This window comes from Nocardia sp. NPDC004711 (genome assembly GCF_053601595.1).
Window position 1 is genome coordinate 63,345 of record NZ_JBSGCB010000001.1, and the last position, 25,874, is coordinate 89,218.

Annotated in this window: 24 protein-coding genes; 11 read left to right on the forward strand and 13 right to left on the reverse strand. The window is 69.0% G+C overall.

Annotated features, from left to right (window positions below; translation table 11 throughout):
- Positions 1 to 20 precede the first annotated feature (20 nt).
- Together ACWEKS_RS00305 and ACWEKS_RS00310 are read right to left on the reverse strand one after the other, a co-directional pair.
- On the reverse strand, positions 21 to 1,142 hold the full coding sequence (locus ACWEKS_RS00305; protein WP_452338114.1) for an MBL fold metallo-hydrolase: 1,122 nt from the start codon (positions 1,140 to 1,142) through the stop codon (positions 21 to 23).
- A 41-nt stretch (positions 1,143 to 1,183) separates the two neighbouring features.
- Positions 1,184 to 1,909, reverse strand: a complete 726-nt coding sequence (locus ACWEKS_RS00310) for an enoyl-CoA hydratase (RefSeq protein ID WP_452338313.1) — start codon at positions 1,907 to 1,909, stop codon at positions 1,184 to 1,186.
- A gap of 82 nt (positions 1,910 to 1,991) precedes the next feature.
- Here ACWEKS_RS00310 and ACWEKS_RS00315 point away from each other — a divergent pair, with 82 nt between their 5' ends.
- On the forward strand, positions 1,992 to 3,122 hold the full coding sequence (locus ACWEKS_RS00315; protein WP_452338115.1) for an NAD(P)-binding domain-containing protein: 1,131 nt from the start codon (positions 1,992 to 1,994) through the stop codon (positions 3,120 to 3,122).
- Positions 3,123 to 3,124: 2 nt separating this feature from the next.
- Here ACWEKS_RS00315 and ACWEKS_RS00320 read toward each other — a convergent pair whose 3' ends face one another.
- From ACWEKS_RS00320 to ACWEKS_RS00345, 6 genes are all read right to left on the reverse strand, one after another.
- A complete protein-coding gene (locus ACWEKS_RS00320; protein WP_452338116.1) occupies positions 3,125 to 3,922 on the reverse strand; it encodes an aldo/keto reductase in 798 nt (265 codons plus the stop codon).
- A gap of 179 nt (positions 3,923 to 4,101) precedes the next feature.
- Complete coding sequence (locus ACWEKS_RS00325; RefSeq protein WP_452338117.1) at positions 4,102 to 5,652, reverse strand: carboxyl transferase domain-containing protein; 1,551 nt, start codon at positions 5,650 to 5,652, stop codon at positions 4,102 to 4,104.
- A gap of 181 nt (positions 5,653 to 5,833) precedes the next feature.
- Positions 5,834 to 6,436 (reverse strand): GTP-binding protein, encoded by a 603-nt coding sequence (locus ACWEKS_RS00330; protein WP_174391578.1) that lies wholly within the window; start codon positions 6,434 to 6,436, stop codon positions 5,834 to 5,836.
- A complete protein-coding gene (locus ACWEKS_RS00335; RefSeq protein WP_033085504.1) occupies positions 6,417 to 6,791 on the reverse strand; it encodes a DUF742 domain-containing protein in 375 nt (124 codons plus the stop codon). Before ACWEKS_RS00335 ends, ACWEKS_RS00330 begins: the two co-directional genes overlap by 20 nt.
- A 7-nt stretch (positions 6,792 to 6,798) precedes the next feature.
- Entirely contained in the window at positions 6,799 to 7,212 is a 414-nt protein-coding gene (locus ACWEKS_RS00340) for a roadblock/LC7 domain-containing protein (RefSeq protein ID WP_029930951.1), read from the reverse strand.
- Positions 7,209 to 11,300, reverse strand: a complete 4,092-nt coding sequence (locus ACWEKS_RS00345; protein ID WP_452338118.1) for an ATP-binding protein — start codon at positions 11,298 to 11,300, stop codon at positions 7,209 to 7,211. Before ACWEKS_RS00345 ends, ACWEKS_RS00340 begins: the two co-directional genes overlap by 4 nt.
- Before the next feature lie 339 nt (positions 11,301 to 11,639).
- Between ACWEKS_RS00345 and ACWEKS_RS00350 the strand changes: the two genes are divergently transcribed.
- The 7 genes from ACWEKS_RS00350 (at position 11,640) to ACWEKS_RS00380 (ending at position 18,964) form a co-directional block, all read left to right on the forward strand.
- The gene (locus ACWEKS_RS00350) at positions 11,640 to 13,787 is read left to right on the forward strand and encodes an AMP-binding protein (RefSeq protein ID WP_452338119.1); all 2,148 of its coding nucleotides are present in this window, start codon (positions 11,640 to 11,642) and stop codon (positions 13,785 to 13,787) included.
- Between the two features lie 124 nt (positions 13,788 to 13,911).
- Entirely contained in the window at positions 13,912 to 14,298 is a 387-nt protein-coding gene (locus tag ACWEKS_RS00355; protein WP_452338120.1) for a hemophore-related protein, read from the forward strand.
- A 192-nt stretch (positions 14,299 to 14,490) separates the two neighbouring features.
- Positions 14,491 to 15,189: a response regulator transcription factor gene (locus ACWEKS_RS00360; RefSeq protein WP_364605873.1), complete on the forward strand. Its 699-nt coding sequence runs from the start codon at positions 14,491 to 14,493 to the stop codon at positions 15,187 to 15,189.
- Positions 15,186 to 16,586 carry a HAMP domain-containing sensor histidine kinase gene (locus ACWEKS_RS00365; RefSeq protein ID WP_452338121.1) on the forward strand — a complete coding sequence of 467 codons (1,401 nt, stop codon included), beginning with the start codon at positions 15,186 to 15,188 and terminating at the stop codon, positions 16,584 to 16,586. The genes ACWEKS_RS00360 and ACWEKS_RS00365 overlap by 4 nt, the downstream gene beginning before the upstream one ends.
- A gap of 70 nt (positions 16,587 to 16,656) precedes the next feature.
- Positions 16,657 to 17,817, forward strand: coding sequence for a YhgE/Pip domain-containing protein (locus ACWEKS_RS00370; protein ID WP_452338122.1), 1,161 nt, complete (start codon positions 16,657 to 16,659; stop codon positions 17,815 to 17,817).
- 146 nt (positions 17,818 to 17,963) lie between these two features.
- Positions 17,964 to 18,245 (forward strand): hypothetical protein, encoded by a 282-nt coding sequence (locus ACWEKS_RS00375; protein ID WP_364606723.1) that lies wholly within the window; start codon positions 17,964 to 17,966, stop codon positions 18,243 to 18,245.
- 56 nt (positions 18,246 to 18,301) lie between these two features.
- The gene (locus ACWEKS_RS00380; RefSeq protein ID WP_452338123.1) at positions 18,302 to 18,964 is read left to right on the forward strand and encodes an RDD family protein; all 663 of its coding nucleotides are present in this window, start codon (positions 18,302 to 18,304) and stop codon (positions 18,962 to 18,964) included.
- Between the two features lie 77 nt (positions 18,965 to 19,041).
- Here ACWEKS_RS00380 and ACWEKS_RS00385 read toward each other — a convergent pair whose 3' ends face one another.
- Complete coding sequence (locus tag ACWEKS_RS00385) at positions 19,042 to 19,404, reverse strand: FKBP-type peptidyl-prolyl cis-trans isomerase (protein WP_354830823.1); 363 nt, start codon at positions 19,402 to 19,404, stop codon at positions 19,042 to 19,044.
- 90 nt (positions 19,405 to 19,494) lie between these two features.
- Here ACWEKS_RS00385 and ACWEKS_RS00390 point away from each other — a divergent pair, with 90 nt between their 5' ends.
- Positions 19,495 to 20,298, forward strand: coding sequence for a TrmH family RNA methyltransferase (locus ACWEKS_RS00390; protein ID WP_452338124.1), 804 nt, complete (start codon positions 19,495 to 19,497; stop codon positions 20,296 to 20,298).
- Positions 20,295 to 20,588, forward strand: a complete 294-nt coding sequence (locus tag ACWEKS_RS00395; protein WP_356999047.1) for a DUF2537 domain-containing protein — start codon at positions 20,295 to 20,297, stop codon at positions 20,586 to 20,588. The genes ACWEKS_RS00390 and ACWEKS_RS00395 overlap by 4 nt, the downstream gene beginning before the upstream one ends.
- A gap of 1 nt (position 20,589) precedes the next feature.
- Here the strand turns inward: ACWEKS_RS00395 and ACWEKS_RS00400 are convergent, their stop codons facing one another.
- The 3 genes from ACWEKS_RS00400 to serC form a co-directional block, all read right to left on the reverse strand.
- The gene (locus ACWEKS_RS00400) at positions 20,590 to 21,330 is read right to left on the reverse strand and encodes a DUF6928 family protein (RefSeq protein ID WP_452338125.1); all 741 of its coding nucleotides are present in this window, start codon (positions 21,328 to 21,330) and stop codon (positions 20,590 to 20,592) included.
- 244 nt (positions 21,331 to 21,574) lie between these two features.
- A complete protein-coding gene (sepH, locus tag ACWEKS_RS00405; RefSeq protein ID WP_452338126.1) occupies positions 21,575 to 22,624 on the reverse strand; it encodes a septation protein SepH in 1,050 nt (349 codons plus the stop codon).
- Positions 22,625 to 22,856: 232 nt separating this feature from the next.
- Positions 22,857 to 23,981: a phosphoserine transaminase gene (gene serC / locus ACWEKS_RS00410; protein WP_354830837.1), complete on the reverse strand. Its 1,125-nt coding sequence runs from the start codon at positions 23,979 to 23,981 to the stop codon at positions 22,857 to 22,859.
- Between the two features lie 132 nt (positions 23,982 to 24,113).
- Between serC and ACWEKS_RS00415 the strand changes: the two genes are divergently transcribed.
- A complete protein-coding gene (locus ACWEKS_RS00415) occupies positions 24,114 to 24,869 on the forward strand; it encodes a hypothetical protein (RefSeq protein WP_452338127.1) in 756 nt (251 codons plus the stop codon).
- 38 nt (positions 24,870 to 24,907) lie between these two features.
- On the opposite strand, the gene ACWEKS_RS00420 is transcribed toward ACWEKS_RS00415, so the two are convergent.
- Positions 24,908 to 25,774: a polysaccharide deacetylase family protein gene (locus tag ACWEKS_RS00420; RefSeq protein WP_452338128.1), complete on the reverse strand. Its 867-nt coding sequence runs from the start codon at positions 25,772 to 25,774 to the stop codon at positions 24,908 to 24,910.
- Positions 25,775 to 25,874 lie beyond the last annotated feature (100 nt).

A 25,874-nucleotide genomic window follows, 5' to 3' on the forward strand; every position in this document is an offset into this window, starting at 1 on the left:
GCTCCTTCAATCTCGGTCCGTTATTGGCGAACATCTTCCCACCACGAATCCCGTGGTGGGAGGCCAATCGGGTCGATCCGCTCGCCCGGCTTCGGCACGGCGATGCGTGTCCCCGCCGCCTCCGCCGACTCGACCAACCGGCGGACCGGCTCCGACCAGCCGTGGAAGGCGAGATTGAAGGTGGCCCAGTGGATCGGCACCAGCAGCCCGTAACCCGCATCGCCGACACACAGATCGGCGTGGGCGCGCACCGCCTCCTCGGGGTTCATGTGCACATCCGGCCAGTGCCGGTCGTAGGCGCCGATGGGCAGCAGGGTCAGGTCGAACGGGCCCAGCCGCGTACCCGCCTCCGCGAAGGCCTTGGTGTAGCCGGTGTCGCCGCCGAAGTAGACCCGGCGGGTGGGACCGGCGATCGACCAGGACGCCCACAGCGTGGTGTTGCGCACCAGCCCGCGCCCGGAGAAGTGCCGCGCCTCCGCGCAGGTGATCACCAGATCGGTGCCGTCACCGTGATCCCGCTGCAGCTCCGACAGCGAAACCGAAGCGGCCCAGTCCAATTCGACAATGCGATGCTTGGGCACCGCCCAATGCCGCAGATGCGCGCCGATGCCGATCGGCACGATGAACACGCAGTCCTGACTGTCCACCAGCTCGATCACGGTGTCGCGATCCAGATGGTCGTAGTGGTCGTGCGAGATGAGCACCGCGTCCAGCGCCGGCAGCGCCGACAGCGGCGACGGCACCGGATGCAGCCGGGCCGGACCCACCAGCGGCGACGGCGAGACCCGCTCGCTCCACACCGGATCGGCCAGCACCCGGTAGCCGTCCACCTCGATCAGGCAGGTGGCGTGCCCGTACCAGGTGACGGCCAGGTCCGCCGCCCGCTCCGGCAGCGCGGGCGTCACCAGCGGGATCGTCCCGGCCGGGCGGCCCCGGTTGCGCTGGGTGGCCAGCTGATACAGCAGCTCCAGCGGGGAACCGATGATCTGGCTGCTCGGTTCGGTGTTGTGGAACTGCCGATCCCGATAGGTGGTCGCCCCGCGCGCCGTCGTCGCGATGGCGGACATGGAGGCGCCCATGGCGGAGGGAATCCCCCACGCCGCCCGCACCAACCAGGAAAGACCGAATGCACCCGCAGACATACCCACCAGTTTCCGCGCATTCGCGGTCGCGCGCTGCCCCTTCACTTGCCCTCGAACTTCGCGGGCCGCTTCTCCTGGCGTGCCACGCGCGCCTCCTGTGCGTCGGCACTCTGCCACGCCGCGTCCAGCGCCGCGGTCTGCTCGAGGGAGTCGGTACCGCGGGTGTCGTCGTCGTTGAACACCAGTTTCAGATGCCGCAGCGACAGCGGCGCGAGTTCGGCGATCTGCTTGGCCCAGGCCTGCGCGTCGGCCAGCGTGCCGATCCGGTTGGCGAAGCCGAAGTGGTACGCGTCCGCGGCCTGCACCCGCTCGGCGCCCATCAGAATGGTGCGCGCCGGGCCGGGCCCGATCAGGTTGGACAACCGGCGCACGGTCCAACGGTCCACGGAGATACCGAGTTTCGCCGCCGGCACGGCGATGAAGGAGTCCGGCGTCATGACCCGAAGGTCCGACGCCAGGGCCAGCTGCACGCCCGCGCCCAGCGCCCCGCCGTTGATGGCCGCGATCACCGGCACCGGGATCGTCTCGATGGTGCGCAGCATGCCGAGCAGCCCCGTCAGGAACCTGTCCGAATACACACCGTCCAGATCCGCGCCCGCGCTGAAGATCGGCCCCTGGCCGGTCAGCACGATCACGCGGGCCGAGGTCGCGGCCTCCTCGAGCGCCGCGTGCAGCTGCCCGATCAGCTCCTCGTTCAGGGCGTTCCGGCGATCCGGACGCTGCAGTTCGATGGTCACTACCTCGCCATCGCGGCTGACTCCGAGCATCTGTCTCTTTCCCACTGTCCAACTCACCTGCGCTTTCGACCCATGATCGGCTTTCACTCTAGGTGCGCGTACCGTCGGGCCGGTGATCGCAACACCCGATGTCGACATCCTCGTAATCGGCGCCGGTCAGGCCGGTTTATCGGTCGGATATCACCTGCGACGGCTCGGTTTGCGGCCGGAACAGGACTTTCTCATTGTCGACCACGCTCCCGCGCCCGGCGGGGCGTGGCAGTTCCGATGGCCGTCACTGACATTGAGCAACGTCAATCGGGTGCACGATCTTCCGGGCATGTCGTTCGCGGAGGCGCTGCCCGAGGGCTCGGAGAACGCACAGGCGGCCACGGCCGTGCCGCACTACTTCGAGCTCTACGAGAAGCGCTTCGATCTGCGGGTGCACCGGCCGGTGTCGGTCGGCCTGGTGTGCGACCGGGCCACCGCGGCCACCTGCCCGGATCAGGAGGTCGACGGGCTGCTGCACGCGGAGCTGACACCGGACGCGACGCTGCGGGTGCGCGGGCTGGTGAATGCGACCGGCACCTGGGACAAGCCGTTCATTCCCTACTACCGGGGCGCGGACACCTTCGCGGGGCGTCAGCTGCACGCCCACGATTACCGCACCGCAACGGAATTCGCGGGCAAGCACGTGGTCGTGGTGGGCGGCGGGATCACCGCCGTCCAACTGCTGGACGAGATCTCGCAGGTCACCGGCACCACGTGGGTGACCCGGCGCGAACCCGTGTTCCGCTCAGGGCAATTCGCACCCGAGGACGGACGGGCGGCGGTGGCCATGGTGGAGGACCGTGTGCGGCGCGGACTCCCGCCCGGCTCGGTGGTCTCGGTCACCGGCCTGCCCGAGGACGCGCGGGTGCGGGCCATGCGCGAGCGCGGCGTGCTGGACCGGCGGCCCATGTTCGACCACCTCGAAGCCGGCGGAATCCGCTGGGCCGACGGCACTTTCCAGCACGCCGACGTGATCCTGTGGGCCACCGGATTCCGCAGCGCCCTCGACCATCTGGCCCCGCTCCGGCTGCGCGGTCCCGGCGGCGGCATCACCATGGGCGGTCGGCTCGCCACCCGGGTCGAGGCCGATCCGCGCATCCACCTGATCGGCTACGGCCCGTCCGCCAGCACCATCGGCGCGAATCGCGCGGGCCGGGCCGCCGCCGTCGAATTGACCTCGTACCTGGGCATTCCCACCCAGCACGAGCCCTGAGCTCAGGCGGGGGCGTCCATATCGAAAATGTCCGGATCCGCGCCCTGCCGCGCGCCCTTGTCGATACCGGCGATCTGCGTCATCTCCCGGCCGGACAGCTCGAAATCGAAGACCGCCAGGTTCTCCGCCATCCTCGACGGCATCGTGGACTTCGGAATGGCCACGTTCCCCAGCTGCATGTGCCAGCGCAGGATGATCTGCGCGGGCGTCCGGCCGAGCTTGTCCGCCAGCGCGATGATGACCGAGTCGTTGAACTCCGCCCCGCGCCCCAGCGGACTCCATGCCTCGGTCACGATGCCGTGCGCGGCGTGGAAGGCCCGCAGCTCCGACTGCGCGTAATACGGATGCAGCTCAACCTGATTGATGGCCGGCACCTCACCGGTCTCACCCATCACCCGTTCCAGGTGCGCCCTGGTGAAGTTCGAGACGCCGACCGAGACCACCCGGCCCTGCCGCTTGAGCGTCTGCAGCGCGCGGAAGGTGTCGACGTACAGATCGGCCGCGGGCAGCGGCCAGTGGATCAGGAAGAGGTCGATGGTGTCCAGGCCCAGTCGCTTGACGCTGGCGTCGAAGGCGCGCATGGCGGCGTCGTAGCCGTGGTCGGCGTTCCACAGCTTGGTGGTGACGCACACCTCGTCCCGCGGTAGGCCCGATTCGCGGACCGCGCGGCCGACCTCCTCCTCATTGCCGTAGAAGGCGGCGGTGTCGATGCTCCGGTAGCCGAGCTCGAGGGCCGTCGTAAGGGTGCCGACCGCCTCGTCGCCGACGACGTTGTACACACCGAACCCTAGCTTCGGCATGACCTGGCCATCATTGAGCACTATCGCTGGGATGTCGCTGGCCTCCAACCGATAAGTCACCGTTCCGAAGGTAGAAGCGCCGTTCCACCCCGTCAACCGAACACACGATAGGGAAGCAGCCGGATTGGATCCGCACACTGGCAACTTCTCAGCGTCGCCCTGGTGGGGTGTGAGGAGAACTACGACCCGAGACCCAGGCGACGGTATCGCAGCTGCCGTGCGGCCGGCAGATCCGCGGCGGACCGACTGGTGAGATCGGCCAGTTCGTCGGCAATGGCCGCCACCATGCGCAGCGCGAAATCCACCGGCTCGTCCGCGGCATCGGGATACTCGGGCACGATGCGGTCCACGATCCCGTCGGCCCGCAGATCCTGTGCGCGAATCCGCTGGGCGGCAGCCAGTTCCGGGGCGTGCCCGATGTCGCGGTAGACGATCTCGCTCGCGCCCTCCGGCGGGAGCGGAGCCAGCCAGCCGTTCGCGGCCGCCAGCACCCGGTCCGCCGGCAGCAGGGCCAGCGCGCCACCGCCGGTGCCCTGGCCGAGCAGCACCGACACCGTCGGCGTATCGAGGGTGACGAGATCGGCTATGCAGCGGGCGATTTCGGGCGCCAGGCCACGCTCCTCCGCCTCACGGGACAACGCGGCGCCCGCGGTATCGATGACCAGGACCAGGGGGACCTGAAGTTCGGCGGCCAGATGCATGCTGCGCCGGGCCTCGCGCAATGCCGCCGGACCCATGGTGTTCTCGGGCGACTGCCCCGCGCGATCGTGACCGAAGACGATGCAGGGCTGACCGCGGAAACGGGCGAGCGCGTGCACGACGGTGCGATCCAGCTCGCCCTGTCCGGTGCCGGACAACGGAACTCGATCAGTGGCGTGGCGCAGCAACTCCCGGATTCCCGGCCGATCGGCCCGCCGCGAGATGAGCACCGACTGCCAGCCGTCGATGTCGCCGGTATCGAGCAGCGCCGAGCCGCGCCGCTCCGCCGCGCCCGCCTGGAAGGAATCGACGCCCTCCTCGGAACGGCTTGGGCCGCTGTCCCTTTCGGGCAGCGGCAGCGGTCCGTCGCACAGGACGTTCAGCGCGCGGTGTGCGATCCGGCGGAAAACCGGCACCGGTACGACTCCGTCGATAACGCCATTGTGATAAAGGTTTTCGGCCGTCTGCACGCCCTCGGGGAACTGTTTCCCGTACAGCGCCTTGTAAACCCGCGGCCCGAGAAAGCCGATCAGCGCGCCCGGCTCGGCAAATGTCATGTGCCCCAATGATCCCCACGAGGCGAACACCCCGCCCATGGTCGGGTCGCGCAGATACACCAGATACGGATGCCCCGCCGCCTTGTGCGCGGCCAGGGCCCCGGCGACCTTCACCATCTGCACGAAAGCGACTGTGCCCTCCTGCATTCGGGTACCGCCGGAGGTCGGCGAGGCGAGCAGCGGCAGTCCCAGCTCGGTGGCGCGCTCCACCGCCGACACGATGCGCTCGGCCGCGGCCACCCCGATGGACCCCGCGAGAAACCCGAACTCACACGCGAGCACGGCGACCCGCCGCCCGCGCAGCAACCCCTCCCCGGTGAGCACCGCCTCATCGGTGCCCGCCGTTGCCGCAGCAGCCAGCATTTCCTCGCGATACCCGGCCGATGCCGCCACCGCAACGGGTGGCCGATCCCAGCTCACGAAGGAACCGGGATCGAGCAATGCGCCGAGCAATTCCCGCGCCGAGATCTTCATGAGGCATGAGAGTAGCTACAAATGGCACACCCTCGGTTCGCGGCCCGCCTCGGCCTGGACTGCGGCTTGATCGACCTCCGCCTTGGAGCGGAGGAGCGGAGGAGGGAAGGCCGAGGTACCGGCTCCAATAGGCCTGCGCCCTGGGCCGCGAACCGCGGCGGCGGAGCCGCCGCAATTCAACTCAGTACCCCTGCACGACCTTGCGCAGTGCGTACTCGGTGACCGCGACCAGAGCCTGCTTCACCGGCTCCCGGCGACGGGCGTCGATCGAGAGGATCGGCACGTCCGCGGGCACCGCCAGGGCCTGGCGAATGTCCTCGACCGGATACCGTGGCGCATCATCGAATTCGTTGATGGCCACCAGGAAGGGTAGGTTCCGCGCCTCGAAGTAGTCGACGGCGGCGAAACTGTCCTCCAGCCGGCGGGTGTCGACCAGCACCACCGCGCCGATGGCGCCCTTGATCAGGTCGTCCCACATGAACCAGAAGCGGTACTGGCCGGGCGTGCCGAACAGGTACAGCACCAGGTCATCGGCCAGGCTGATGCGGCCGAAGTCCATGGCCACCGTGGTGGTGGCCTTGGACGGGACCCCGGTCAGGGAGTCCACGCCGACACTGGCATTGGTCACCAAAGCCTCGGTGCGCAGCGGAACGATCTCCGACACGGCACCGACCAGGGTGGTCTTGCCGACACCGAAACCACCGGCCACGACGATCTTGGCCGACGTGGGCTTGCTGGTGCGCGTGTCGACCTGTGTCGTCGAATCAAATACGCCGGAGTCCACTGAGAACCCTTTCGATCAGCTCGCGACGTTCATCGTCGCTGGAATCGTCTTTCAATGTCGCCGATACCCGCACATGGCCGGCATCGATGAGGTCGGCGACCAGCACCCGCGCGACCCCGAGCGGGATGCCCAGACGCGCGGCTACCTCGGCAACCGACGGCGATTCTCTGCACAACTCCACGATTGACGTCTCGATATTGGTGAGTTCGAACTGCCGCTCGAGGGCGACCGGATGCGATGCGACGAGCGCCTCCAGGGCGAGCTCCACCTTCGGCCGGGTGCGACCGGCCGTCAGTGAATAAGGGCGAACCAGGCTCGGTTCGGCGCTCCCAACGCGTTCGTTGTCTATGTCCATCCCGCCATCAGGAACCCATCGTGACGCGAGGTGTGGCCTGAACCGTCTGGCCCACTCGCTCGACCAACAAGGCCATCTCGTATCCCACCTGGCCGATGTCACAGGACGTATTCGTCAGCACAGCCAGGTACGAGCCGTCGCCGACCGCCATGAGCAGCAGGTAGCCGTGTTCCATCTCGACCACCGACTGCAACACGGTGCCGCCCTCGAACAAGTTCGACACACCCACCGAGAGGCTCGCGAGCCCCGCGGTCACCGCTGACAGCTGTTCGGCACGGTCCACGGGCAGCTGCGCACTCGCGGCCATCAGCAGGCCGTCAGCCGACACCAGGACCGCGTGCGCAACGCCGGGAACCTCATTGGCGAAATTCGAAACCAGCCAATCCAGCTGACGCTTCGTACCACCTAGATCGGGGTTCATCGGTCTCCTTTATCTCCGGTTAGGTTCATAGCTTTCATCGCGCGGCCATCCCGGACGCCCTGCTGGTGACGACTCAGACTTGACCTGATGGATTCTGGGTCCCGATGGGCCGCCTTGTCAGCGTTTCCGGTGACACCACCGGGCACAAGTCGGTTACCGGGATCGCGCTGCGGCAGACCCGCGGCGGTCCGCTTGTCTGCCGAGGACTCGTTGACGCGGCGAGCAGCCTGCCAGCCCTCGTCACCCGGTGATTCGAAGGACGACGCCACCTGGGACCGGTCGGCATTCGGATCCGACAGCCACGCCGACATCATCTCCGCGAAAATCGGTGTGCCGCCCATGATCGCATCGCCACCGGAATCGGCTGGCTGCAAACGGGTCTGGAAGAACGACGCCGCTTTCTGCGGATTCGAGCGGAAGCTGTGCCGTCCCGGCTCCTTGACAGCGTCGGGGCCGTTCTGCGGCAGGCCCACACCCGGAATCGGGCTCGGGCGCTGCGGCAGCACCGCACCCGGATCACGCTGCGGCAGACCGGTCGCGCCCCGCTGCGGGAGACCCGCACCCGGATCACGCTGCGGCAGTGGACCACTCAGCGGATCACGCTGCGGCAGTGGACCGCTCAGCGGATCACGCTGAGTCAGACCACCCGACAACGGATCAGCACCGGCGGCACCACGCTGCGGCAAACCACTACCGGCGTCACGCTGCGGCAGACCATTGCCCGCGTCCCGCTGCGGCAGACCATTGCCCGCGTCACGCTGCGGCAGACCATTGCCCGCGTCACGCTGCGGCAGGCCGTTGCCACCGCGCTGGGGCAGACCACCGGCGGCGGAATCACGTTGTGGCAGAGACCCACCCAGCGGATCACGCTGAGTCAGACCACCCGACAACGGATCAGCACCGGCGGCACCACGCTGCGGCAGACCACTACCGGCGTCACGCTGCGGCAGACCGTTGCCCGCTTCGCGCTGAGGAAGACCCTTGCCCGCGTCGCGCTGGGGCAGGCCGCCGGCCGCCGCACCACGCTGCGGCAGGCCGCCGTCGCGCGGCGCGAGGCCATCCCGCTTGGGCAGACCCGGCACGTCCGAATCCTGAGCGGCGGCGAGGCCATTGCCCCCGTCCCGCTGCGGCGCGGCACCCCGCTGCGGCAGCCCCTGGCCCGGAGCACCCGGACCACGCTGCGGCGGAGCGCCATTGGCGCCCGGCTCCCGACGCGGCAGACCACCCGCAGCGGAATCACGCTGCGGCAGACCACCGGCCGAAGGATCACGCGGCGGCAGACCACCGGCCGAAGGATCACGCGGCGGCAGACCACCGGCCGAAGGGTCACGCGGCGGCAGACCACCAGCGGCGGGCTCACGACGGGTCGGACCCGAATCCGCTCCGCGCGCTTGCTGCGGCGCACCATTGCTACCCGGATCGCGCTGGGGCAGGCCGCCGGGCGCGGGGCGCGGCGGCTGGCCGAGGCCGGCCTCGCGGCCCGGCGCACCGTTGGTGCCCGGCTGACGCTGCGGCAGACCACCCGGTCCCGACGGAGCTCCACCCGGCGCGGCATCGCGCTGCGGCAGGCCGACGGAGGGATTGCGCTGCGGCATCGCACCGGACTGACCCGGCTGCAGCAAACCGCCCTGGCCCGGACCGCCCGGCGCGGCCCCCGGCTCGCCCGGTCGCGGCGGCATGCCGCCTGGGGCTCCTTGACGCTTGAGCATGTTGGCGGCGAGACCGCCCCGCGGCTGCGACGGGCTCTCGGGGCTCTGGCCGCGCTGCGGCAGATTGGCGCCCGGCTGGGCCGAGGGCGCGGACGGACCGTGCGCGCCCGGATCACGCTGGGGTAGGCCGGCGGGCTTCGACCCGCCCGGAGCCGCCAGCGTGTGCTTGACGGTGGGCCCGTTCACACCGGGCTGCCGGGTCGGCAGACCGCCCGGCACCTGGGCGCCCGGCTGCCGCGTGGGCAGTCCGGTCGAGGCGCTGGCGGCGGCGGGGGCCGGGGCAGCGCCCGGCGTCTGTCCCGCCGGAGCCGGAATCGGCCCGCTCACACCCGGATCCACGGTGACCATCACATTGCCGGTCGCCGTGCGGGTGACCGCGCGCATCTGCATGGAGGACGGCGCACCGGCCTGGTTGCCCGCACCCTGCGGCTGCACGGACGGTGTGGGAGCCGACGGCGGCGTCTGACCCTGCTGCGGCGGCACCGAGATCGGCCCGCCCGCCGAGACGATCAGCGGCTTGGGCACGTGCACGGTGACCGTCACGCCCGGGTCCCGGGCGATGTCGAAGGTCGGGCGCAGCCGCACGGTCAGGCCGTGGCGCTCGGCCAGGCGGCCGACCACGAACAGACCCATGTGGCGGGCGGTGTCCGGACCGACCTCGGCCACGGCCTCCAGTCGCCGGTTGATCTCGGCCATTTCGGCCGGGGGCATACCGATACCGCGGTCGGCGACCTCGATCAGCAGACCCTGATCGTGTGCCTGCGCGAAGGTGAACTTGACGTCCGTCTCCGGGGGCGAGGCGCGCAGCGCGTTGTCCAGGAGCTCGGCGAACAGGTGCGCGAGGTCGGAGGCGGCGGGCTCGACGAGCGCACCCCGCGGGGTGGCGCCCAGCTTGACGCGTTCGTAGTCCTCCACCTCGGAGATGGCGGCGCGCAGCACGTCGGCGATCTCGACGGGCGCGGACTTGGTCCGGCGCTGCTTGGTACCGGCCAGAATCAGCAGGTTGTCGCCGTTTCGCCGCATACGGGCGGCGAGGTGGTCGAGGCGGAAGAGGTTTTCGAGCAGGCGCGGGTCCTTCTCGTCGTACTCCATCGCCTCGATGAGCGAGAGCTGGTGATCGACAAGGGACTTGGAGCGGCGGGCCAGGGTCTCGAACATGTCGTTGACCTGGGTACGCATGGCGGCCTGGTCGGCGGCCAGGCGCAGCGCCTGACCGTGGATGTCGTCGACGGCGCGGGCCAGCTGGCCGATCTCCTCGTCGGTGTGCACCGGCATCGGTTCCAGCGGAACGTCTTCGGGATCCGCACCGTCACGCAGCGAGGTAACTTCCTGGCCGAGGTCGTATTCGGCGACGCGCAGGGCGGCCAGGCGCAGCCGGCGCAGCGGGACGATCATCGCGCGCGCGATCAGCACTGCCAGCGCGAGGGCGCCGAGGATGGTGGCGATGACGATGATCGAGTAGCGGATGGCGCCCGAGCGGGCCGCCGCGGCCAGATCGTCCACCCGGGACACGATGTCCTTGGTGGAGGCGGTCGCGATGGACTGGTAGCCGTTGATGCTGGCGACCAGCGAATCCTTCAGCTCGGCGACGGGCAGCTGCCCGGCCAGCGCCTGCGGGCCGTTGACCAGCTGTACGCGGGTGTCGGCCTGCCGATCGAGCTCCGCGATGGTGGCGTCGCCGTCCGGGAAGCGGTGCGCGAGCACGGCCAGCATCTGCCGCTCGGTATTGACGCCGATCTGGATGTCCTTGAGGCCATCCTTGGGGTTGTTGCGTAGCGCCTCGGCCATACCGGCGACCTCGTTGAACAGCATCCAACGGCTGTTCAGCGAGTCGACCAGGCGCAGCTTGGACTGGTCCACGTTCTTGTCGGCGACGCTGGACACGATGTTCTCCACCGTGCGCACGCTGTCGCCACGGATCCGTTCGACCGCGGTGACGGTGTCCGGAATCGACTTCGACGGCGCCAGGCCCTGGGCCCGGATCGCCTTGGCGCCCACGATCATCTCGTCCAGCGCCGAGCGGGCGCTGGGCATATCGCTCAAGCGCGCGGCGGCCTTCTCGGCGAACGCGATGGCCGTATCCAACTGCGCAAGCTCCGGATCCGAGGTCAGCGACTGGGTCGGGCCCAGCATGACCATCTGACCACTGGCGACCTGCGCCGCATCAGCACTGAGACCGGTGATCGCCGGGATGACCCCGACATGATCGGTCGCCGTCGAGAGCCGGCTGGAGTCGGCGAACTCGGCCGAGATCCTGGACGCTCCCAGCACAACAGCAACCAACAGCGGCACGGCGAGCACCGCCGTGACCTTCCATCGCAGGTCCCAGTTGCTCAGCGCCCAGCGCTTATTGCTGCCGGACCTAGCGGCGTCACGCATCTCCCACTCACTTTCCAAACTGGCCCCAGCCACGCGCCATCAGCGAGCCTCCGCGATCGCACGCTGGGCTCGACTGGCACAGCTGGCCGAGAACTGCGGCTGGCCGAGAAATTGCGTCCATGACGGCCGAAATATGTGACATGCGATTCTAACGGATCAATAACTTCTTGTGTGACCTCTTGGCAACCACCGGTCTCTGACCTGCCATTTGCAGGCAAAATCAAAGGTCGCGGCGTCCGCCCGGACGTCGCGTGAAGTCTGCCACAATCAGCTGGATCTATCGAGGCGGGCATCTCAGCGCATCTCAAGGACACATGGCGGAGCTAGGGAGTCACCGGGTTGAACGCGAAGCAGGAGTACCGACCGGCGTATCAGCTGAGCCTGGTCGATCCCTCGGAGTTCTGGTGCGACGCGGCCGAAGCCATCAGCTGGGATATTCCTCCCACTCAGATTCTCGAGACCGCGGCCCGTCCGACGGCGCGCTGGTTTCCCGATGCTCGCCTCAACACCTCCTACAACGCCCTGGACCGGCATGTGCGCGATATCACATCCCCGGAGGGCCCGACCGGCGGTCAGGAGGGGGGTCGCGCTGAACAACCGGCCCTAATATACGACTCCGCTATGACCGGGTCCAGAAGGATCTACACATATCGGGAGCTGCTGGACGAAGTCGCCCGATTTGCCGGATCCATGCTCCGATTGGGCGTCAAGACCGGTGATCGTGTCGTCATCTATATGCCGATGATTCCGGAAGCCGTGGTGGCGATGCTCGCCTGCGCCCGCATCGGCGCGGTGCACTCGGTGGTCTTCGGCGGATTCGCCGCTCACGAACTCGCGGCCCGCATCGACGACGCCGAGCCTGTGCTGATTATCACGGCCTCCGGCGGGCTGGAACCCGGCCGCCGCATCGAATACCCGCCGATCGTGCTGGCCGCCCTCGACCTCGCGGCGACCACCGCGCCGCGCACGGTGCTGGTCAAGCAGCGGGACGGCTTCCCCACCATTCGTTTTCCCGCCGAGCAGGCCGCCACCGAACATCTGCCCGCCTCCTCCGACACCGTCGCCGCCCGCTGGCTGGACTGGGACGAGGCGCAGATCGGCGCGGAACCGGCCGATCCGGTCTCGGTGGCCGCGACCGATCCCCTCTACATCCTCTATACCTCCGGGACCACCGGGAAGCCCAAGGGCGTGGTGCGCGACAACGGCGGGCACGCGGTCGCGCTGGCCTGGTCCATGCGCAATATCTACGAGGTCGGCCCCGGTCAGACCATGCTCACCACCTCCGATATCGGCTGGGTGGTCGGGCACTCCTACATCGTGTACGCGCCGCTGCTGGTCGGGGCGACGACCATCCTCTACGAGGGCAAGCCGATCGGGACCCCGGACGCCGGGACCTTCTGGCGACTGGTGGACGAGTACCAGGTGGACGTGATGTTCACCGCACCGACAGCCCTGCGGGCCATTCGCCGCGCCGATCCGGACGCCGCACTCGCGCATCGGCACGATCTGACCCGGCTGCGGGCGCTGTTCTGCGCAGGCGAGCGGCTGGACCCCGCCACCTACGAGTGGGCGGTGGAGACCCTGCTCGCGGACCGGCCCGACTGCCCGGTCGTGGACCACTGGTGGCAGACCGAGACCGGCTGGCCCATCTGCGCCAATCCGCTCGGGCTGCAGCAGCTGCCGATCAAACCCGGTTCGGCCTCGGTGCCGGTGCCCGGGTACCGGCTGCGGGTGCTGGATTCCGAAGGCAATGCGGTCCCACCCAATACAGAAGGAAACATCGTCATCGGGCTGCCGCTGCCGCCCGGCACGCTGACCACGCTGTGGCGCGACGACGCCCGCTACGAGCGCTCCTATCTCTCCGCGTATCCCGGCCACTATCTGACCGGGGACTCCGGCTTCTTCGACGAGGACGGTTACCTGTACGTCCTGGGCCGCAGTGACGACGTCATCAATATGGCCGGGCACCGGCTCTCGGCGGGCGGTATCGAGGCGGCCATCTCCGGGCATCCGGCCGTGGCCGAGACCGCGGTGGTCGGTATCCCGGACGAGCTGAAGGGGCAGCGGCCGATCGGGTACGTGGTGCTCAAGACCGGCATCGACATCGAGTCCGAGCGGCTGCGCGCCGAGGTCATCGAGCGGGTGCGCGAGCGGGTCGGCGCCATCGCCACCCTCTACGACGTGGTCGCGGTGACCGCGCTGCCCAAGACCCGATCCGGAAAGATCCTGCGCCGCACCATGCGTCAGATCGCGGCGGGTGAAACCTTCGAGGTGCCGCCCACCATCGACGACGCCGCCATGCTGCCCACCCTGGAGAAGCAGATCCGCGACGCGGTCACCCTCATGGAGGACAAGGAGCGCATCGCCGCCGCCGATGCCGCGGTCGCCACCTCCCCGATCAACCGCGTCGATCCGGCCGCCCTCGATACGGGCGCGTCCGGGGTGGATCCGGCCGCTCAGGCCGGGGATTCGGCCGTCTCGGGCTAGCCTCAGAGAGTTTTCATACTTCGCTCATCGGCCTCCCATGTGGGTGGTTTAGCGTCGGGCGGGCGCGAATCGCGGGATTCGCGCGCCACTTTCGCTGTGCCTGTCGAACAAGAAAGGTCGATGCATGAGCTTCGTCCGTAATAGCCGCGTCGGTGCGCTCCTCGGAGCCGGCGCGGTCGCCGCCGTGGCCCTCGCCCTCGCGCCCGCCACCGCCTCGGCCTCCCCCGCGGATCTGGTTGCGCCGCTACTGAACTCGACCTGCACCTTCACCCAGGTGGACGCGGCCCTGCACGACAAGGCTCCGGCCCTGGCCTCGTTCCTGGACCAGAACCCGGGCTACAAGTCCGAGTTGCAGGCCAAGTTCGCGCTGTCGCCCGAGCAGCGTCAGGCCGAACTCGACCAGTACCTGAAGGACAACCCGGACGCCGCCGACCAGGCCGCGGCCGACCCGCGAGCCGGTGGAATCGCCGCGGCGATCCAGCAGGTCGCCGACTCCTGCCACAACTATTGACCTCTGCCGGGCAATACTGGTGTGGTGTGCCGCTGGGGGGTGGCACACCATCAGGTTCGCGGCCCGTCTCGTTCTGGACTGCGGCTTGATCGACCTCCGCCTTGGAGCGGGGGAGCGAAGCGGAGGAGCGGAGGGAGGGAAGAACGAGACCTCCAGGGCCGCGAACCCGCCCGGAGCGAAGCGGAGGGCAAATTGGACCCAGTACCCACTGTCCTGGTCGTCGACGACGACGAGGATGTGCTCGCATCGGTCGAGCGCGGGCTCCGGCTGTCGGGGTTCCGGGTGGTCATCGCCCGGGACGGCGCGGCGGCACTGCGCAGTGTCAACGAATCTGCCCCCGATGCCGTCGTGCTCGATATGAACATGCCGGTGCTGGACGGCGCGGGCGTGGTCACCGCCCTGCGCGCCATGGGCAACGAGGTGCCGATCTGCGTGCTGTCGGCGCGCAGTTCGGTCGACGACCGGATCGCCGGGCTGGAGTCCGGGGCCGACGACTATCTGGTGAAGCCGTTCGTGCTCGCCGAACTGGTCGCCCGTATCAAGGCGCTGCTGCGGCGGCGCAGCGACGTACCCGCCTCCGCCATCCCGGGCGCGATCACGGTGGGCCCCTTGGAAGTCGACGTCGCCGGCTACCGGGCGCTGCTGCACGGCACCGAGATCGAACTCACCAAAAGGGAATTCGAGCTGCTGTCCACGCTGGCGCGCAGCGCCGGCGTGGTGCTGAGCCGGGAGCGGCTGCTGGAACTGGTGTGGGGCTACGACTTCGCGGCCGACACCAATGTGGTGGACGTCTTCGTCGGCTACCTGCGCCGCAAACTCGAGGTCGACGGCACCCCGCGCCTGCTGCACACCATTCGCGGGGTGGGATTCGTCTTACGCGCACCCAAATGAACCGGCCCGCACCCGATTCCGCGCCACCGCGCCGGCGCCGCCACTCCTATTCGCTGCGCTTCCGGGTCGCGGCGGCCGCGGCTTTGGGCGCCACCATCATCGTGGCGGTGCTCAGCTGGGTGACCGTCACCGCCATCGAGCGCAACAATCTCAGTCAGGCCGATCAGCAGCTGGCGCTGTCCTCGCGGATCGTGCTCATCGAGCCACAACTCGCGGTGACCGTCCTCGACGTGCTCGGCCCCACCAACCAGCTGGCGCTCACCGTGCGCAATGCCGACGGCTCCATGACCAGCACCTCCGTACAGCTGCCCGCCCTGTCGGTGGGTAATCACACCGTCACGGTGGACGGCAATCCCTACCGGGTGCTCACCACCACCGAGAACCAGCCCCCGGGACGCGTTGTCTCCCTGGGCATTCCGACCACGGAGACCGAGCACGCGACCGCGGAGCAGCGGCGGTTCGTATTCTTCGCGGCGCTGGCCGCGGTGGCGGCGTCGGCCGGGCTGGGCTGGCTGTTCGGCGGCCGCGCGGTGCGGCCCATCGTCCGGCTCACCGAGGCGGTCGATCAGCGCGGCCCCACCGGCGGCCCGAATGCGCAACTGCCCGTGGACGGTTCGGGGGTCAGGGAGGCCGACAAGCTGGGCGAGGCCGTCAACACCATGCTGGAGCGGCTGGACCGGGCGCAGGCCGAGATCGCCGCGGCGCTGGAGACCGCGCGCGACTTCGCCGCGGTGTCCGCGCACGAACTGCGCACCCCGCTCACCGCCATGCGCACCGATCTGGAGGTGCTGCGCACCCTCGACCTCAGCGAGGACCAGCGCCGGGAGATCCTCGGCGACCTGCAACGCGGCCAGAACCGGGTGGAGACCACCCTCGCGGCACTGGAACGGCTGGCCGCCGGTGACCTCACCAATGAACGCGACCACGTGGTCACCGATGTGGCCGAGCTCTGCGACGCCGCCGCGCACGACGCCATGCGGCACTTCCCGCAGCTGAAGGTGCGCATCGACACCGACGCCGAACTCGTCACCCGGGGCCTGCCCACCGGGCTGCGGCTGGCCGTGGACAACGCGCTCACCAATTCGGCCCGGCACGGCGGGGCCACCGAGGCGCTGGTGTCGGCGCACCGGGCGGCGAGCGGGCGCATCGTCATCTCCATCGACGACAACGGGCGCGGACTGCCGCCCGCGGAGCGCGAGGCGGTGTTCGAACGGTTCTTCCGGGGTAGCCACGCCGCCAAGGGCGGGTCCGGGCTGGGGCTGGCGCTGGTCGCACAGCAGGCCCAATTGCATGGTGGCCGAGCCTATTTCGACGACGGCATGCTGGGCGGGGTGCGTCTGGTACTGGAACTTCCGGACCGCGATGCGCCGCCGGGGCAATCGCCCGGCCGCGGGTGAACGTACCGGTCTTTACCGAACTCTCAGACAACCATCAGAGCTCGGGGCACACCGCCCCTCTACGGTCTGAATGGTGTTCGGAAAACGCGCCCGCTGGGTCCTGATCGTCCTGCTGCTCGCCGCCGCGGTCACCGCGGGCACGATCAGCGTCCTGCGGCTGCGCTCCGCGCCCACCGCGGTCGCGCTCATCAACGGCGATACCGGACCACTGGGCGCGCGCATCGCAAAGGAGCTACAGGGCAGCGGAACCCAGCACTGGGACGTGGTCGACGAGGCGAGCACCAAGGACTACGCCGCGGTGGTCACGCTGCCCACCGACCTCAGCACCGATATCACCTCCCTGCTCACCGACAAGCCGCAGCGGGCGCAGGTCACCGTCACCACCCACGATCGCGCCGACCCGAACCTGGTCAACGACGCGGTGACCGAGGTGACCAAGAAGATCAGCGCCGCCGGGCTGGACACCCTGTTCGCGACCATGAACACCGCGCGCCTGCAGGTGTCGCAGATCGCGGGCACCTCGCAGCTGCTCAGCGCGGGCGTGCAGGCGGCCGCCGACGGGGCGCAGCAGTTCTCCGGCGGCGCCGACCAGATGATGGACTTCCTGAATCAGGCGAAGTCCGGTGCGGGACAGCTGACCTCCGGCATCGAAGCGCTGAACTCCACCCTGAGCGCCGCCACCACGCAGGCGAATCAGCTTGCCGCGGCACTGGATTCGACCGGCGTCACCATGGGGCAGGTCTCCCAGGCAGCGAGCACGCTGTCCGACGGACTCGACTTCGTGGTGCCGCTGCTGCAGGCGCTGCCGTTCGCCAATGATCCGCAGCTGGCGAATGTCATCACCCAGCTGCAGGGTCTGCAGAACGTGGCGAATCAGGCCAACACCCAGCTCAGCGGCTTCGCCAAGCTGACCGGCACGCAAGTCACTCCGGATACCAAGGTCGGGCAACTACTGCGCGACGCGGCCGGCCGGCTGAACGACGCGAGCACGCAGCTGAATCAGGGCGCGTCGCTGGCACAGAGCATTCCGGCCATCGCCGATCAGGCGGGTACCCAGCTGGTGGCGGCCATGCAGGCGCTGACCGGCGGCGTCACCCAATTGCAGGCCGTGACCAAAACATTGGGCAATCAGGCCGGTCAGGCGATGGGCGCGCTCCCGCAGCTCGGGGTGCCGCAGCAAACGGCCATCGCGGCCGCCCTCACCGACCCGGTCGACATCGTTCGGAAATAACGTTCGCAAACAATCAGCAACATTCGGCGATTCGCCCGGATAGACTCTGCCCGGATTGCTCTAATCGACCCGTTTCGGAAGCTCCACAGCTCTACCGACCCTGGCTCCACCTAGCGCCCCGGTACCGGAGAGGAACGATCGTGAGCATGCTGATGGCCGCGCATGACATGTACGGCACGGTTCTCGCCCAGTTGGGCAACCCCACCGCGGAAACCCCGCCCATGGCCGACAAGATGATGAAGATGTTCCGCTACTTCACCTGGTTCACCCAGATGTCGGGCGTCGCGGCCATCACCTACGGCGGCGGGCGCTTCGCCTGGGAGAAGTGGGGCGGCGGCTCGGCCTCCCCCAAGATGGTCGCCAACGCCATGATCGGCGGCGCGACCGCGACGAGCGCCGGAACAATCATGAACGCCATCGTCGGCTAGGGATTCGGGAGACAATGCGGGGGCCCAGCCCCCGCATTCCCTCTGGGGAGGAACCGATGACCTACGGCAACGATCCCTACTCTCAGCAGCCGCAACAGCCCGGATTCGGGCAGCAGCCCGGGTTCGGCCAGCAGCCACCGCCCGGCTACGGGCAGCAGCCACCACCCGGGTACGGGCAGCCGGTGGGCGGCTACCCCGGTCAGCCCGGAGGCTATCCGCCGGGACCCGGCTACGCCGCGTATCCCCAAGCGCCCTATGCCAGTTGGGGCGCGCGGGTCGGGGCGTACCTCATCGACCGGCTGATCATCGGCGTGCCCGCGGCCATCTTCTACGGCATCGGCTTCGCGGTCGGGTCCAAGGACATGAACTGCACCACCGACTCGACCGACTCCTCCTACAGCACCTCCTGCTCGGGCGGGCTGTCCGCGGGCGGGATCGTGCTGGTGCTCATCGGCGCGGCCATCGCGATCATCGGCGGCCTGTACCTCATCTATATGGAGGGCACCAGCGGCCAGACCCCCGGTAAGAGGCTGCTGGGCATCAAGCTGATCCGCGAGGCCGACGGGCAGCCCCTGGGCTTCGGCATGGCCTTCGTCCGGCAGATCTGCCACATCGTCGATACCCTCCCCTGCTACCTCGGCTGGCTCTGGCCGCTCTGGGACGCCAAGAAGCAGACCTTCGCCGACAAGATCATCAGCAGCATCGTCGTGAAGGTGTGAGTTCCGGCAGCGCAGACAACCGTGCCCGCCGCGCTGAAAAGCACGGCGGGCACGGGTTTTTCGCCGACCGGGAGTCGTCAGTTCACGACGTCCAGGAGGTCGATGATGAAGACGAGGGTCTTGCCGGCCAGATGGTGGCCACCCGCCTCGCCGTAGGCCAGCTTCGGCGGGATGGTCAGCTGGCGGCGGCCGCCCACCTTCATGCCCGGGATGCCGTCCTGCCAGCCCTGGATCAGGCCGCGCAGCGGGAAGACGATGGACTCACCACGGTCCCAGGAGGCGTCGAACTGCTCGCCGGAGTCGTACTCGACGCCCACGTAGTGGACATCGACGGTGTCGCCGGGCTTGGCTTCGGCGCCGTCACCCACAACGAGGTCCTTGATCACGAGTTCAGCGGGGGCGGGACCATCCTGGAACTCGATTTCCGGCTTGCTGCTCATGGGCTGTCCTCTTCGATAGATCGGAATCGGGTCTTGATCACCTTATGCCCCGCGCATTCGCCCGCCGGCAGCGGAGGCGAAAATGTCCCGGTGGCCGAAGTGATCGATATCGACGACCCGGACGATCCGCGGGTCGCCGAATTCCGCGACCTCAACAATGCCGATCGACGCCCCGACCTGCCCGGCGGCAAGGGATTGGTGATCGCCGAGGGTGTGGTGGTCGTGCAGCGCATGCTGGCCTCGCGATTCACGCCCTTCGCATTGTTCGGTGTCGCGAAGAGATACGAACAGCTCGCCGAGGAGCTGACCGGAGTGGAAATTCCGTATTACCGGACCAGCGCTGAGGTGATGGCGCAGGTCGTCGGATTTCATTTGAATCGCGGCGTCCTCGCGGGCGCCTATCGGCCGCGTGAACTCACCGCCGGCGAGCTGCTCGCGGGCGCGCGCACGGTGGCGGTGCTCGAGGGCGTGAACGACCACGAGAACATCGGGTCGATCTTCCGCAATGCCGCCGGATTGGGTGCGGACGCCGTGCTGTTCGGCGACCGCTGCTCGGATCCGCTGTACCGGCGGGCCGTGCGGGTCTCCATGGGCCATGTGCTGCGGGTCCCCTTCGCCCAGCTGCCGCCCTTCCCGGCGGGGCTGGACGTGCTGCGCGACAACGGCTTCCAGATCATCGCCCTGACCCCGAACCCGAAGGCCGACACCCTCGCCACCGCCATGACCGGCGAGAAGGTGGCCCTGCTGCTCGGCGCGGAGGGCCCCGGCCTCACCGAGGAGACCATGCGGGCCAGCGACATTCGTGCCCGCATCCCCATGACGGCGGGCACCGATTCGCTTAATGTGGCGACCGCAGCCGCCATGGCCTTCTACGAGAGAGTGCGTGCCCAGTGAGCCATCCGCCCGACGGACCGTATGGATACGGCTATTCCGAACCCACCCCGTGGGCCAGCGGCATCGCCGTGGTCGTCATGGTGGCCGCGCTGACCGCCGTCGGCGTCTACGCCTTCGGCGCGGCGCTGGCCCAGATCCATCCGGTGCTGTCGGTGGCGGTCAACCTGATCGCGGTGGGCGGGGCCGCGCCGACCGCCTGGCGCTGGCGCTACGCCCCGGTGACCCGCTGGGTGATCGCGGGCCTGGGCGCGGGCGTCCTGCTGGCCTGGCTGGGCCTGCTGCTGCTCTGAATCAGGCGACCGGGTCGCGGCCGCGCAGCCAGCCCAGCAGTCCGCGTTTGCTGCCGTTGTGCTCGATGGGCGCCTCCGGCACGACCTCCACCACCATCGGCGCCTCGCCCCTGGGGAACAGCGAGAAGCCGCACACCTCGATCTCGTCGGCGGTCAGCGCCTGCTCGGGATCCCGGCCGCGATACCGGAAGCCGAGCCACTGCTGATTGGTGGCGTCGGCGAAGTCCGGCGGGTCGAAGGGCAGTAGCTGCGGGTCGGGCAGTTCGCCGGGCGCGAGGTGGATGGGATGGTCACCCGCCCAGTAGGGCCGCTCCCACACCCGCGGCATGCCCTCGTCCTCGAGGATATTGACCCGGGTCGCGCTGAAGGAGCGGCGGAATTCGCCGCGCTCCCAGTGCGCGAACGCGCCCCAGCCCAGGGACAGGTCGTAGGAGATCAGGTAGGTCTGCTCGGAGGCGAGCGGACGTACCAGCAGCTCCGGCAGTCTGGTCGGGCGCGCCAACGCGGCCTGGGTGGAGCAGACGACCGTGACGCCGGGATAGCAACCGATATAGACGGATTCGCGATCCGGCCCCGCCCACACCTTCATGGTGCCCGAGGCGGCGGGCACCACATCGCGGTCCGGGTTGAGCTGTTTGGCGAGTGCGAAGGCGGCGTCCGGGTCGGGTCCCGGGTGCGCACGCAGCACGGCCACCGGATCGGGGGCGTCGACATACCACAGGGAATAGACCGTTGATGGCACCGACGTCACCTCCCCTCAGTCACTGCACACAGGCTGGCTACTTTGGAGCAAACATCCGGCGGCCGATCACTGGCATCGACGTGGATCGACCCGGCGCTGACCGCCGACTCAATGAATCTACCCCCGCGAGGGCCGAAATATCGCCGTTGCGAACCTTGTTTCGCGGCGCGGCGCAGAGCGGACGGCCCGCGGATTCAGCAACCCACTAGCATCCGAGAAGTTCGAGCGGCCTACCCGGCAGGACTCAGTGACCGGAGGACCGCACGCCTAGGAGTACATCCTCCCAGGACGGCATCGGCGCCTTGCCACCCCGCTTGCGCCCCGCCTCCCCGGGCTTGCGATTCGGCTTCTGCGCGTTGGCCTTCGCGGCCGGCTGCGCCGGGGCGGGAACCGGTTCCGCGGGCTCGGCGGCAGCCGGCGGGGCCGGAGCGGGCGCCGGGGCAGCCGGTAGCGCCGGAGCGGGCTGCTCCTTCGCCGCCGGAGCGGGGGCCGGCGCCGGGGCGGCGGCGGTGGTCACCGGCACGGTGCCGTCGCCGACCGCGGCGCGCTGCTCGAAGTAGTCGTCCACGTTCTGCTGCTTGGCGACTCGTGCCGGCGCGGACTCGTAGTCGGGGGTCCGCTCCTCGCGCGGTGCGGGCGCGGGCGCCGGCACCTCGTCCACCACCGGGTCGGTCTGGTCCGGCAGGATGGTCGCCAGGCCGCGCAGCGCCCGGCCGAAATCGGGATCGATCAGGTCCGAGGCCGGATCATCGAGCGGCACCACCGAGCCGCCGTGCGCGTCCGGCTGGTAGCGCCAGTGCGCGGCGATCACGGAACGGCCCGCCTGCCACTGCAATTGGGCCACCCAGTAGCCCTTCTCGTCCTTCCAGGCATCCCATTCGGCGACCTCGATATTGTGGCCGCGCTCGGCGAAGGCGGCCGACACGATCTCGATGAGGGTCTCCACGGCGGGACCGTCGTTGCGGACCGGATGTGCCTTCTGCGCCAGCTCGGCGGCCCGGGCGCGTTCCAGCAGAACGGGATACGCGAAACGCTCCACCCTCGACAGCGGCATACCCGACTCTTCGGTGACCTGCTCCACCGACGCGCCGGCACGGATGCGGGCCTGGATATCGCGAGGACGCATCGTGGCTTCCGTTTCGATCTCGATTTGGCCGAATCGGGCAAGATCTCCGCGGGCAGCGGCGCGCAGTTTATCGTCGGCGGCGAGCCGGTACTTCTGGCCGCTCTCGGTATCGATGCACACGATGTGCGTGGAATCGGGCGTCAATCCGATTACTCGAAGTTCACGCACCGTTACCTCCTGTTCGCTGCGCAACTCACAGCTATAGCTAGGCTCGCGACACCGCCCACGTTCTGGAACAGTAGTGCACTTCTGAGAATCATGGGGCAAGACACGCGGCGCGGAAATCTGTTCCCAGACTTCCGCGCCGCATTAGTGTGATCGATTCGCCTCAGCGGCGAAACCGGTTTCATGATCTCCCGAAGAGCGTGAGAGAACCGTGAACCGATGTCGTTTTTACTGCTCAGGCCAGCTTTTCGACGACCCAGTCGACGCAGCGGGTCAGCTGCGAGACATCGTCGGGGTCGATGGCCGGGAACATACCGATGCGCAGCTGGTTACGGCCCAGCTTCCGGTACGGCTCGGTGTCCACGATTCCATTGGCGCGCAGCACCTTCGCCACCTGCGCGGCGTCCACGGTGTCGGCGAAGTCGATGGTGCCGACGACCTGCGAGCGCAGCGCCGGGTTCTGCACGAACGGCGTTGCGTACGCGCTGGTCTCGGCCCACGAGTACAGGCGCGAGGACGAGTCGGCGGTGCGCTTCACGGCCCAGTCCAGGCCGCCGTTGCCATTCAGCCACTCGATCTGGTTGGCGAACAGCAACAGGGTGGCAAGCGCCGGGGTGTTGTAGGTCTGGTCCTTGGTGGAGTTGTCGATCGCGATCGGCAGCGAGAGGAATTCGGGGGTCCAGCGACCCGAGTTCTTGATTTCCTCCACCCGCTCGAGCGCCTTGGGGCTCATGAGCGCGATCCACAGGCCGCCGTCGGAGGCGAAGCACTTCTGCGGGGCGAAGTAGTAGACGTCGGTGTCGGCGATGTTCACCGGCAGACCGCCCGCGCCGGAGGTGGCGTCGATGGCGACCAGCGCGTGCTCGGAGCCGGCCGGGCGTGACACCGGGATGGCGACACCGGTGGAGGTCTCGTTGTGGGCCCAGCCGATCAGGTCCGCCGACGGGTCGGAGGTCGGCTCGGGAGCGTCGCCCGGCTCCGACTTCACCACGATCGGGTCACCGATGAACGGGTTGCCCTTGGCGACGGAGGCGAACTTCGAGGAGAACTCGCCATTGCTCAGGTGCAGCGACTTCTCGCGGATCAGGCCGAAGGCGGCGGCGTCCCAGAACGCGGTGGTGCCACCGTTGCCCAGCACGACCTCGTAACCGTCGGGCAGCGAGAACAGGTCGCGCAGACCGGAGCGCACCCGCGCCACCACGTCCTTGACCGGCTTCTGCCGATGCGAGGTACCGAACACCGAGGCGCCGGTATCCACCAGGGACTGCAGCTGCTCGGGGCGGACCTTGGAGGGGCCGCAACCGAACCGTCCGTCGGCGGGCTTGAGATCGTCGGGGATGGTCGGGAACGCAGAGGTCATGGCGACAAGGGTAGAGGTGCTATCACCCGCGCTCACGCCCGGGTCCGGTCGGAAAAACATTCCCACGAGCGGGTTCGGCAAACCTCGGGTATCGCTGTGTCGGGCACCACACAGCGATTACGGTGTACCGCCATGGACATGGCCGCACACGAGCGACCGCGCAGCGCTTCCGACCAGCCGCCCGATTCCGGACCCGGCGCGCCCCCGAATTCCGGTCGGCGGCGCCGCGGTGCGCAGCTCGCGCCCGCCCCGCGCATCGGCCTGCTCGCCCGGCTGTCCTCGCAATTCGGTTCCCGCGGCCTCACCCGCCGCGGTTCCGCGCTCGACGACGCCGCGCGGCGCGAACTGCTGCTGCACGGCGTCGAGGGCGCCGCGACCGTGCTCGGTGTGCACGGCACCGCCGAGGCCGAGCCGGGACCGGAGTTCTGGGTGCGGGTCCAGCTCGAGGGCCGGCATGCCTACGAGGCGCGGGTCCGGCAACGGGTGAGCGCGGCCGATCGGCAGTGGATGCAGCCCGGCGATGTGGTCTGCTGCCGGGTCGATCCGGGCGATGACGACCGGGTGGCGCTGTATCTGCCACCGTCCGAGGAGACCTCGCGCACCAATATCGCCAAGATCCTGGCCGACGGCCGCCGCGCCCGCGCCACCGTGCTGGCCGCGACACCGGTCGCGGCCGACTACCGCGGCAGAGACGATCCGGTGCTGCGGCTGGATCTGGAACTGCATGCCTGGGACGAGCCGGGGCCGTGGCGCGTGCGGGTGGTGCAGCCGGTCCCGCTGTCCGCCCTGGAATTGGTGGATCTGGGCCGGCATCTGAAGGTCGCCTTCTTCACCGTCGACCGCGGCGAATCGGTCGCGGTGGACTGGGCGGCCTCGCTGGCCGACTGACCGCCGGGCCCGAAAGGCTGTGACACGTGCTCGAAAGGCTATGGCAGGTGCACGAATTGGAAGCCGTTGGACTTCAGGGCGGGCAGGGCGGCGAGCATGCCCGCGCCGGTGCCCGACTTGGGGCGGTGCATGTGCGCCAGGGAGATGCCGCCGGTCTTGGCGGCTGTCATGTTGTTCTGGACCTGGGCGGCGGTCGCGGTGGCACCGAAATCGGCGTTGACCGAGAAGCCGACCGGGGTCTCGCCCAGGTCCTTCACGATCGCCACGGCCACGTCGTCGTAATGTGCGGTGCCCGCGCGGAAGAAGCGGGGCGCGTGACCGGTCAGGGCGGTGATGCGCTGGTGGTTGCCCCACACCTCGTCCACGGCCGCCTGCGGGGAGGCGGTGCCCTTGATCTCGTAGGCGGCGCGGCCGTTCACCGACAGCGGGCAGTGCGCGGTGCCGTGATTGCCGATCTCGAAGAGCGGGTTGGCGGCCAGCTGCCCGGCGCGACCGGGATTCGCGTCGATCCAGCGCTTGTTCAGGAACAGGGTGGCCGGAATCTGCTGGGCCTGCAGGAAGGCCAGCAGGTTCTCGTCGATGTCGTTGTTGCCGGGGCCGCCGCAGGCGTCGAAGGTGACCGCGAACTGCTTGCCCGTGGCATTGAACCCGGTCACGATGCCGTCGAGGTCCATGCCCCAGCCCTGCGGCTGCCGACCGGCATACTTCGCGGCCACGGCGTCGGGCGACACCGTGGCGGCGGGGAGCCGCGCCGGCGCGGTGGCCGGATCGGCCCCGGCGTGCGGATCGAGGATGCGGTCGGACGAATTGCCGTTCGCCACACCGCATCCGGCGGTGACGAGGCCTGCGGCGAGCGCCGCGCCCGCGGCGAAGAAGCCGCGCCTGGACAGTCCTGCGTCGAGCACCGGTGCAGGTTATGTGAATCCGGTCGCAGTAGCCAGAACCACGATCAGGATTGTTCAAACCGTTGCGGTCCGGCAACCAATTCGCCACCGCCGTTGGTGC

Bases quoted from the DNA above. Each gene is read 5' to 3' on its own strand.
- ACWEKS_RS00305 (WP_452338114.1), bottom strand. From the start codon at position 1,142: ATGTCTGCGGGTGCATTCGGTCTTTCCTGGTTGGTGCGGGCGGCGTGG.
- ACWEKS_RS00310 (WP_452338313.1), bottom strand. From the start codon at position 1,909: ATGCTCGGAGTCAGCCGCGATGGCGAGGTAGTGACCATCGAACTGCAG.
- ACWEKS_RS00320 (WP_452338116.1), bottom strand. From the start codon at position 3,922: ATGCCGAAGCTAGGGTTCGGTGTGTACAACGTCGTCGGCGACGAGGCG.
- ACWEKS_RS00325 (WP_452338117.1), bottom strand. From the start codon at position 5,652: ATGAAGATCTCGGCGCGGGAATTGCTCGGCGCATTGCTCGATCCCGGT.
- ACWEKS_RS00335 (WP_033085504.1), bottom strand. From the start codon at position 6,791: ATGGACATAGACAACGAACGCGTTGGGAGCGCCGAACCGAGCCTGGTT.
- ACWEKS_RS00340 (WP_029930951.1), bottom strand. From the start codon at position 7,212: ATGAACCCCGATCTAGGTGGTACGAAGCGTCAGCTGGATTGGCTGGTT.
- ACWEKS_RS00345 (WP_452338118.1), bottom strand. From the start codon at position 11,300: ATGCGTGACGCCGCTAGGTCCGGCAGCAATAAGCGCTGGGCGCTGAGC.
- ACWEKS_RS00355 (WP_452338120.1), top strand. From the start codon at position 13,912: ATGAGCTTCGTCCGTAATAGCCGCGTCGGTGCGCTCCTCGGAGCCGGC.
- ACWEKS_RS00365 (WP_452338121.1), top strand. From the start codon at position 15,186: ATGAACCGGCCCGCACCCGATTCCGCGCCACCGCGCCGGCGCCGCCAC.
- ACWEKS_RS00370 (WP_452338122.1), top strand. From the start codon at position 16,657: ATGGTGTTCGGAAAACGCGCCCGCTGGGTCCTGATCGTCCTGCTGCTC.
- ACWEKS_RS00375 (WP_364606723.1), top strand. From the start codon at position 17,964: ATGCTGATGGCCGCGCATGACATGTACGGCACGGTTCTCGCCCAGTTG.
- ACWEKS_RS00380 (WP_452338123.1), top strand. From the start codon at position 18,302: ATGACCTACGGCAACGATCCCTACTCTCAGCAGCCGCAACAGCCCGGA.
- ACWEKS_RS00385 (WP_354830823.1), bottom strand. From the start codon at position 19,404: ATGAGCAGCAAGCCGGAAATCGAGTTCCAGGATGGTCCCGCCCCCGCT.
- serC (WP_354830837.1), bottom strand. From the start codon at position 23,981: ATGACCTCTGCGTTCCCGACCATCCCCGACGATCTCAAGCCCGCCGAC.
- ACWEKS_RS00415 (WP_452338127.1), top strand. From the start codon at position 24,114: ATGGACATGGCCGCACACGAGCGACCGCGCAGCGCTTCCGACCAGCCG.